Here is a 9,035-nt window from a genome sequence, read left to right on the forward strand (position 1 = left end):
AATTAACATGTAGCAGTTTTACGTGTCATAAACTTTGCTATTTTTGACCGAATCAAAAAACCAATCACTACCTAATGAAAAATTACGCGTTATTATTACTACTTGCAATTGGCTCTAATTCAGCCTTTGCACAAATGGGTTATGGCAAGCCCGAAGATATTAAAGAAGTGCAGCAAAAAACACTACTTGTTGTGCTGGATGCCCCTAAAGACAAGGAAACCAAAAAACTTTCTAAAAATAAGGCCGACCTTGCCGAATACGAAAAGGAAATTGCCGACTATAATACGGCTCTTAAAGAGGTGTTTACTACCGAATGGAAAATGTCTAAGGATGTTCAGTTTGTTACAGAGGAGGAGTTTGAGGCAATTGTAGATGATAAGGTTAAAAAAACACAGTATGCTTATTTTGAGAATGTTGTAAACCGAAGCAGCGTATTAAATAATGATGTTGGTGGAGGCTCTAACAGGATACCGCGTACATACTCTCACATATTAGGGCTTACCGATCAGGGCAAACCGGTGTATACAATGATGTACAATACACTCCACCCCAACAAAGGCGACTTAGTGTTTATAGTACAGCAGTTTCAAAACTATTTTAAAATGCGCCTTGAAGAAAAAGGCATGAAGGATATGATGAGGGAGCTGCTTGCAAGTTCGCCAAAATTAAAAGACATGACCCTTTTAATTGATGCCGAGCTTATTGATGATAAGGCTGCTGCGAAAATTGCCGAAGTGTATAAATACAAATACATAATTACACCAAAATCTGAAATTGATAACGCCATCGTGGCCCATAAACCGGGTATTGCTTACATAAGGCTTATCCCCGTTGCCCAGATGGTAGACAGGTCGCTAACACAACGTAAAGGCTTTGAGGCTCCGGCGGTATCTACATCGCAAATGATATTTACCCAGTACATTGTAAATGCCGAAGACGGCCAGGGTATTTCTTTTATTAGCGGTGCAACAGGGCCTAAAACAACCTTTGGTGATCTTAAAACCCTTGTAAAAAACATAGACGGTAAATAATTGCTAACCCACTCAAAATTAAAGCGGCACCAGATAAGGTGCCGCTTTTTTGTTGGCAAACTTCATAAAAAAACCTCTAACTGTTGTAAGGTTAGAGGTTTCAAAACAGGTAAAATAGATTGAAAAGTCCTGTTTTCGTCATTGCTATATGGTAGTCGCTAAAAAACTATTTAGATTTTTTAGCCGGATCAGCTTTTTTGGCAGCTGCCTGAGTCTCTGTTTTAGTAGCCTCAGTGGTTGTTGTTGTGGTGGTTTTCTTCTCGGCAGGTGCAGTAGTTGTAGTACTTGCCGGGGTTTGTGTTTGTGTGGTTGTACTGGTTGTAGATGCAGCAGCAGGCGTTGCTTTTTTAACTGTAGAAGTTGTAGTTGTTGTTTGAGCCGGTGTAGTTGTTGTTTTTGCCGGTTCCTGTGCTTGTGCTGTTGCTAAAACTCCTGTTAGCATTAATGCGCTTAAGATTAACTTTTTCATGGTATTATGTGTATTTTGATATAGGTTTATAATATCGTTCTATACCAGTAGTAAAGGCAATTGTGATGCCCAAACCAGAGGAGTATCATAAATTAGCATCATGGTATGCTCTATTACTACTGATAGACAGTCGTTTATATAATAATTTATGACCTGTGCCAAAGAGCACATGCTATTTAAGATTTGTGGTATTTTGTAGATACCTGAGGAATTTTTTGTGGAAAGTAGTGAGGATATTGGATAATGCGGATGTCATCCTGGCGAGAGAAAGGCCTCAAAACGGCATAAGAGTAAGGATAAAAGAAAGCATAGTGATATGTACGTGTAGAACATATAATCAAGATTGCCGCGCTCCGTTTCACTGTGCTCGCAAAGACGTGTATGAAGAAAGAAACGGACTGTATCCGTCAACGTTTTTGCGAGGGAAATATCTACCATTCAAAAGAGTAAGCAGTCGTGAGTGAAGCTAAGGCCTTAAACTTCTATTTTGTAGCAAAAGAAGTTAGTGCCTTGAATTTTTGGTTCTTTTGTTTCAAGACAAAAGAAACTATATCATTGCATTAATACGGATACTGGCCTTAACCAGTGCCAGTGCACGGATGTTGTTAATGGCAACTTCCTTATCCTGGTGCTGCGGGTTTTCGCTTACTAAACGTATAGTGCCCTCGGTATCTGATTTGTGGATGTATTTGATGGTAATGTATTCTTCGCCACCCATATCAATGCCCAGCAGGTACATTTCGCCCCAAAAGATGCCGGTCTGTATATCATTCACTATTTTATACATTACAATATCGCCACTGTTAAGCAGGGGGTACATACTGTCGCCGCTTACATAAAGGGCACCGTCGCATTTGGGCAGGTGGGGGATGGATATATAATCAACAGGCTGCATGGTTTTGCTATTACCAAATAACGGAACGATGCCGGCAAAGGCTTCCAGTTCGTATAAAGGTATTTGCTGGCTCTCTACGGCCACATCGGTCTTAAGGCGGTATGTTTGTATGCCCGGCGTGCGCTGCGAGGCAGAGAGCAGCATTTCGCCTTTGCCCGTAAGCAGCCACGTTGGGTTGATATCGGGGTAAAGGTTCAGTATTTTTTCCAGTACCGAACTGCCTATGCTCTTACCATCCTTAACCGCTTTAGAGATGCTGCCACGGCTGGCGCCCAGGCTGTTTTCAAAAGCATAGTAACTTATATTTCTGGCTTCAAGATATTCGCCAACGCGCTGAGATACCATATGAGTGTAATTATTTTCTGCTAAAGTAAGAAAATAATCATCATGTAATACAATTTACAATAAAAAAAGCTGCAATTCGATAATTACAGCTTTACTATATATTCTATCTGTGTTAGTTATTTTAGAAACCGTAATTAGCAGCTACACCAAATACCTGCCTAACCTGAAAACCCTTAAACGCATTATCATCGTAGATGGTTTGGAACATAAGGTTAGTAGTAAGGTAACGGTTAATTTTCATTACAATATTAAGCTGGTAATCAATATCCACATTTTGCGGATCTTCCAGGTAATTTGAATAGAGGTTTAGGATATTCTCGAACGTTACGTTGGCAATAACATCTAACTTATAATACATCGAGGTGTTAAAACCTAACTCGTAACGCATACTTTCGCCTTCTTTAACGCCAAAGTAAGCTTCATTGGGCAGGGTACGGTTTTTATCTACGAAAGTAAATTTAGAAGTAACAGGCGATATGTTTATCTTAAAATTATCGTCCCGTTTATACAACATACCCACACCCGCAAGCAAGTAGCCGGGCGACATAAAGTTGGTATACTCGTCCCTTATTTCGGTGCCGTTCTCGTCTTTAGAATAGTTGTAACCTTTGCTAAACTGCGTTTTAAAATTCACAAAACCCGAGTAGTACCAACGTTCCGAGATTTGCTTGCCCACCAATGAGTTAATTTCAAAACGGTCATCGGTTTTTTTAGCAAAAGAGCTGTTACGGGTCTTTACAATACCATAAGATGCTATTATTTTATTATCCCATGCCCACGGTCCCTTTTTGTAATTAAAATCGTAATTAAAGCCAAGGTTACCCGATATATTGTTCTCACCACCGGCTACCCAGTTTTCAAACGTACTCTGGTTAAAAAGCAACGAAGCGTTACCTTTTTTAGTCCACGGGCCTATGGTATCGTTATCGGCTTCGGCAGGGGTAACAGGGTCCTGCGCTTTGGCTGTAAAGATGCATCCTATTGCAAAAAGTAAAAGTAATTTGGTCCTCATAATTTTTGGGTTTATTACAAATATAGCCAAACACCCCTAAAACAAAGGCAAAAATTCCGTTAAAAGCTATTTTTTCTTGTATAATGGGACTGATGAACACGCCTCGCCAAACATTATACTGCGCGCAAAAGGCAGCAGTTTTTGGGTAGCCAAGGTATAGGCTTCCTGCGGTACCGGCTTGCGCGAACAGCCTTTTATAATAACAGGTTTACCGGTGTAAGGTTCATAATTTAGTCCGTCCAGTATTTCCTGGTAAATAAGCACATTAAGCTGGTCTGTGCTGCCCTGTATAACCTTTTTTGCAACGGGTTGCAGGTAAGTGGTTATAAGCATATAGGCCCATGCAGGCACAATAGCATCGGTACTGCATTCTAAAGCTACAAATTTGCCGGTATACTGTGTCCAGTCGTGGTTTTTAAGGGTTTCGCGAAACTCTTTTTCGCGCAGCACAAAACCCTGCCATAACCATCCTGATATATCTAACGCCACACGCTCGCCTTCGGGGTAATAATCTTCAAGGTCAAAAACCTCAAGTGCGCTGTTGGCAACTTTGTTTACTATTTCTAAATCTTCTGCTTCCATCTTTTCGGGTAATAAAATTGTACATCAAAGATACAACTTTTTAAATCTATAGATAAATTTTATAGATTTGATACAACACTAATTTAAAAACCAACACGTTACCTAATATAACCAATTAAACCAACCGTATGATACAAGAAGACGATTACCCAAAGCCCTGGCAGCTATGGCAAAAGGTGCTGTTTAGATTTTTCTTTATTTACCTGCTGCTTCACGTTGCATCAGGGTCATTTTTTCAGGGTATACCGCTGCTTGGACTTATAGACAGGCTACAGGTTTATTTGATAGACATCAGCGTTAATGCCTTTAATACCTACATTTTACATTTTCAGGATGAGCTGGTGCCGCTTAACGGTAGTGGCGACACCTCCTTTGGGTGGGTGCAGTTAATTTTCTATCTCTTCCTGGCAATTATCGGTACGATTATTTGGAGTATTGCCGACCGTAAACGCAAATCATACTACCGCGCTGCGTTTTACCTTTACACGGCATTGCGCTACTTTGTGGCCTATGTTTCGTTTACCTATGGCGTTATAAAGCTGTTTGCCCTGCAAATGCCGTTCCCGTCATTAAGCGCGCTGGCCACCCCAATGGGCGACTTTTTACCCATGCGGTTCTCTTGGTATTTTATAGGGTACAGTACCGTTTACCAAGTTTTCTCGGGTATTATGGAAATTACCGTAGGAGTGCTGCTACTCTACAGGCGTACCGTAACATTAGGATTATTTATAGGGCTTGGCGTGTATGTTAATGTAATGATGATAAACCTTAGCTACGATGTACCGGTTAAGATATTTTCGGCACACATGGTGCTGATGTGCATTTTCTTACTGATGGCCGACATAAAACGCCTTGCCAACTTTTTTATCTTCAACAGGCCTGCAACACACAACACTATGTATCATTTTGTGCCGTCTAAAAAGTCGCGTAAAATTTTTAGGTTTGTTTTTAAACTTATATTCTTAGGCCAGGTAACCTTTTTGGTAGTAAGCATATTAGGTATGTATACTAATCAAATCGCTGAAGATAAGCGGGAACTGAAGCCCATACCTTACGGAATTTATGAAGTAAACATTTTTGTAAAGAACGGAGACACCCTGCCTGTACTGGCAAATGACAGCCTGGTATGGAAAGACATGATTTTTGAAAGCCCCGAATATGTATCGGTAAACACCGCCGACACTCTGCTGAGAAAATCATACAGGCGCGGCAGCTTTTACTTTAAGAACGATAGCCTTAAAAATACTATGGTATGTTACAAATTTTCTAAAGGCGACAGCATTCACTTATTCGATATGAAATACCGCCTTAAAGATAAAGAGCATGTACAACTGTGGACCAGGATTAAAGGCGACTCCCTTTATTTTGAACTGAATAAAAGCGCCCGCAAATTTAAACTGGCAGAAAGGCAGTTCCATTGGATAAGTGAGCATAACCGTTAAAAACAAAGCCCTTTACAGCAATGTAAAGGGCTTTGTTTTATTTCTCTGCCAATGTTTTTCATGCTGACAAAACAACGAAAGAACTTGTGCTTGTTAGCATTCCCCTCCTTTGGAGGGGTGCCCGTAGGGCGGGGTGGTCTTTAAATAGAAATTAATTAACTACCCCGGCTTTCAGCCACCCCTCCTAGGGAGGGGAATGCCACGATTGTGTAGTTCAGTAGGCAATCTTTGTGTGCAGTGTAGCCTCCTGTCAACTGACAACTATGTCAACTGCGAGTGTAAACCGTAAACTTGCAGCTTAAAGCATTCCCAGCTCCAGTTTGGCTTCTTCACTCATAAGGTCGCGCGTCCAGGGCGGGTCAAAAGTAATTTCAACTTCGGCATCCTTAACGCCTTCAATTTTTTTAATCTTATCCTGTACCTCCTGCGGTAAGCTTTCGGCCACCGGGCAGTTAGGCGATGTAAGTGTCATTAATATCTTAACCTCATGGTCGGTATTCACCATAACGTCATAAATTAATCCAAGTTCGTATATATCTACCGGTATCTCGGGGTCGTAAATGCCCTTAAGCACCTTAACAATCTCTTCGCCCAGTTGAGCTGTATCTATTTCCTGTTCCATAATTTGTATTAGTTTTTGGCGCTATAGGCCAGTGCATACAGTTTAATTTGTTTAATCATGCTAACCAGTCCGTTAGCGCGTGTAGCAGATAAATGCTCTTTAAGCCCTATCTCGTCTACAAAATCAGTAGTTGCCTCTAAGATAGCCTGCGGCTTTTGGTTAGAGAACACGCGTATCATAATAGCAATAAGCCCTTTGGTAAGTATCGCATCGCTATCGGCGGTAAAAACAATGTTGCCATTGTCTTGCTCGGCGTGAAGCCATACCTTACTCTGGCAGCCTTTAATAATATTATCGTCGGTCTTGTATTGTTCATCAATAAGCGGTAGCGACCTGCCCAGGTCTATAACATACTGGTAACGCTCGTCCCACTCATCAAACATCGAGAATTCATCAATGATCTCGTTTTGTATCGCTTTAATTTCCATTCTTTAATATGCCTTTATTCAGGTCTGATAATGCAATAATTTTCTCTACCAGTTCTTTAATCTCTGCCGGTGGGTTACCATCGTCAAATGTGGCGCTCTGGTAAGTTGTGCCGCCTTTAATAATCTGGAGGTTTGCCGCCAGTGCACCGTCAAACTGGTGTTTTTTGCTTGGTACCTCTAACGTTTCCAATGATTCTGCCTTTACTTTTTTAGATGCCGCTACAAGGCTGTTCCAGTCGGCGTTGCTAAGCGCTTTAGTAGTAGCAGTTTTCATGGCCCTGTCGGTCACGGTAACAATAGTGTCTTTTTTAACGATAACTTTTTTGAAGGCGCCGCGCGTCATGGCGCTGTATTCAAAAGAAACATCTTCTGAAGCTTTTTTATCTGCCGAAGCCGATGTTTTAGATGTTGAACATCCTGTTACAAGGGCTGTTGTTACCAGTATTACCGAAAGTATCTTTTTCATAGTTGTTTTTTTGACCTCACCCCCAACCCCTCTCCAAAGGAGAGGGGAGGGAGCTACACGTTATTTATATTGGCGTTTTGCCATCAGATAAAATTACAATTTTTTATTAACTCAGCATGCGCTGTGCCTTAAGTACTGCTGTTACAAGCGCATCTATCTCTTCTTTAGTGTTATAAAATGCAAACGATGCCCTAACCGTACCGGGAATACAAAACGCATCCATAACCGGTTGGGTACAGTGGTGGCCGGTGCGCACGGCAATGCCCATTTTATCTACTATAGCGCCTACATCATACGGGTGGATGCCCTGTAGGTTGAACGACACTACCGATGTTTTATGTGCTGCGGTGCCTATAAGCGTCAGCCCATCTATTTCAGATAACTTTTGGGTGCCGTACTCCAACAACTCTTGCTCATAAGCCTGTATGGCATCAAAACCAACACTATTTAGGTAATCTATAGCCGTACCAAGCACAATACCACCGGCAATGTGCGGGGTGCCTGCCTCAAATTTATGGGGTAAATCGGCATAAGTAGTTTTAGCAAAGGTAACCTCTTTAATCATTTCGCCGCCGCCCTGGTAAGGAGGGAGTTTGTTAAGCCATTCTTCTTTGCCGTATAGGATACCGGTGCCTGTAGGCCCGCAGGTTTTGTGGCCGCTAAAAGCATAAAAATCGCAATCCAGTGCCTGAACGTCAAATTTTAAATGTGGTGCCGCCTGTGCACCATCAATTAAAACGGCTGCACCAACTGCGTGCGCTTTTTGTATTATGAACTCAACCGGGTTAATAGTGCCCAATGAGTTGGATATATGGTTAACGGCAACGATCTTGGTTTTTTCGGACAGTAGTTTTTCAAACCCCTCCATAATAAGTTCGCCCTTATCATTCATAGGGATAACGGTAAGGTTGGCACCTGTGCGTTCGCAAAGCATTTGCCATGGCACAATATTACTGTGGTGTTCCATAGCGCTTACCATAACTTCGTCGCCGGCCTTTACAAACTTGCCAAAGCCGCTTGCTACAAGGTTGATACCATGAGTGGTGCCACTTGTGAACAGCACTTCGTAGGCATGTTTAGCGTTAATGTGCTTTTGTATGGTTTGGCGCGAAACTTCGTACGCATCGGTAGCCAGCTGGCTCAGGGCGTGCACTCCACGGTGAATGTTCGCGTTAATCGTGCTGTAGTAATTGCTTATCGCATCTATAACCACCTGTGGCTTTTGCGATGTAGCGGCATTATCAAAATACACCAGGGGTTTTCCGTTAACGGTTTGGGTAAGTATCGGGAAATCGGCCCTAATGGCTTGTATATCTAACATTTGAATCTCTTCTTTATTTATATCTGTGTAATACATAAAGTATACCAATTATACCGCAAAGTTACGGCATGTTTTTTTAACATGGTATTTTTTAGGACTATTTAAGAAGATGGGATTAATCGCAACCGTCAAAAGCATCTATTCTTCGCTTTGATTATAGCAAATTGATATATTCGGCTAAAGCCAAAAGCTTCCGCTATCCTTATGCCCTGGCAGAAGCCAGAGGCAACATATTCTATACACTCTATTAACGATTGGGCATTATTGGCATGACTTGCCCGTGGCTTCAGCCACGGGGATATTGTGTTTAATGCGACTGGGGCTTTAGCCCAATATGATAAAGTACTGTAGCTTAAGTACCAATAAAGTAAATGCCGCGCTTCGACAGGCTCAGCATGACATTTACTTATTAACACCAAATT

At 41.6% G+C, this 9,035-nt stretch carries 10 protein-coding genes; 2 read left to right on the top strand and 8 right to left on the bottom strand.

What is annotated here, in order from left to right; all coding sequences use genetic code 11:
- The first annotated feature begins 74 nt into the window (after positions 1-74).
- Positions 75-1,031, top strand: a complete 957-nt coding sequence (locus tag FMM05_RS18755; protein WP_143374963.1) for a hypothetical protein — start codon at positions 75-77, stop codon at positions 1,029-1,031.
- Between the two features lie 166 nt (positions 1,032-1,197).
- Here FMM05_RS18755 and FMM05_RS18760 read toward each other — a convergent pair whose 3' ends face one another.
- The 4 genes from FMM05_RS18760 to FMM05_RS18775 all read right to left on the bottom strand — a co-directional run bounded on the left by FMM05_RS18760 (position 1,198) and on the right by FMM05_RS18775 (position 4,334).
- On the bottom strand, positions 1,198-1,500 hold the full coding sequence (locus tag FMM05_RS18760) for a hypothetical protein (protein WP_143374964.1): 303 nt from the start codon (positions 1,498-1,500) through the stop codon (positions 1,198-1,200).
- A 547-nt stretch (positions 1,501-2,047) separates the two neighbouring features.
- Positions 2,048-2,740, bottom strand: coding sequence for a S24 family peptidase (locus tag FMM05_RS18765; RefSeq protein WP_143374965.1), 693 nt, complete (start codon positions 2,738-2,740; stop codon positions 2,048-2,050).
- A 121-nt stretch (positions 2,741-2,861) separates the two neighbouring features.
- Positions 2,862-3,752 carry a DUF3078 domain-containing protein gene (locus FMM05_RS18770; RefSeq protein ID WP_143374966.1) on the bottom strand — a complete coding sequence of 297 codons (891 nt, stop codon included), beginning with the start codon at positions 3,750-3,752 and terminating at the stop codon, positions 2,862-2,864.
- 66 nt (positions 3,753-3,818) lie between these two features.
- Positions 3,819-4,334 (bottom strand): DUF2480 family protein, encoded by a 516-nt coding sequence (locus FMM05_RS18775; protein ID WP_143374967.1) that lies wholly within the window; start codon positions 4,332-4,334, stop codon positions 3,819-3,821.
- 128 nt (positions 4,335-4,462) lie between these two features.
- Here FMM05_RS18775 and FMM05_RS18780 point away from each other — a divergent pair, with 128 nt between their 5' ends.
- Positions 4,463-5,776 carry a hypothetical protein gene (locus FMM05_RS18780; protein WP_143374968.1) on the top strand — a complete coding sequence of 438 codons (1,314 nt, stop codon included), beginning with the start codon at positions 4,463-4,465 and terminating at the stop codon, positions 5,774-5,776.
- Positions 5,777-6,074: 298 nt separating this feature from the next.
- On the opposite strand, the gene FMM05_RS18785 is transcribed toward FMM05_RS18780, so the two are convergent.
- The 4 genes from FMM05_RS18785 to FMM05_RS18800 all read right to left on the bottom strand — a co-directional run bounded on the left by FMM05_RS18785 (position 6,075) and on the right by FMM05_RS18800 (position 8,613).
- Positions 6,075-6,398 carry an SUF system Fe-S cluster assembly protein gene (locus tag FMM05_RS18785; protein WP_143374969.1) on the bottom strand — a complete coding sequence of 108 codons (324 nt, stop codon included), beginning with the start codon at positions 6,396-6,398 and terminating at the stop codon, positions 6,075-6,077.
- An 8-nt stretch (positions 6,399-6,406) separates the two neighbouring features.
- The gene (locus FMM05_RS18790) at positions 6,407-6,826 is read right to left on the bottom strand and encodes a SufE family protein (RefSeq protein WP_143374970.1); all 420 of its coding nucleotides are present in this window, start codon (positions 6,824-6,826) and stop codon (positions 6,407-6,409) included.
- Positions 6,816-7,292 carry a hypothetical protein gene (locus tag FMM05_RS18795; protein WP_143374971.1) on the bottom strand — a complete coding sequence of 159 codons (477 nt, stop codon included), beginning with the start codon at positions 7,290-7,292 and terminating at the stop codon, positions 6,816-6,818. The genes FMM05_RS18790 and FMM05_RS18795 overlap by 11 nt, the downstream gene beginning before the upstream one ends.
- 106 nt (positions 7,293-7,398) lie before the next feature.
- Positions 7,399-8,613 (bottom strand): aminotransferase class V-fold PLP-dependent enzyme, encoded by a 1,215-nt coding sequence (locus FMM05_RS18800; RefSeq protein ID WP_143374972.1) that lies wholly within the window; start codon positions 8,611-8,613, stop codon positions 7,399-7,401.
- Positions 8,614-9,035 lie beyond the last annotated feature (422 nt).

This window comes from Flavobacterium zepuense (assembly GCF_007097145.1).
GTDB lineage: Bacteria > Bacteroidota > Bacteroidia > Flavobacteriales > Flavobacteriaceae > Flavobacterium > Flavobacterium zepuense.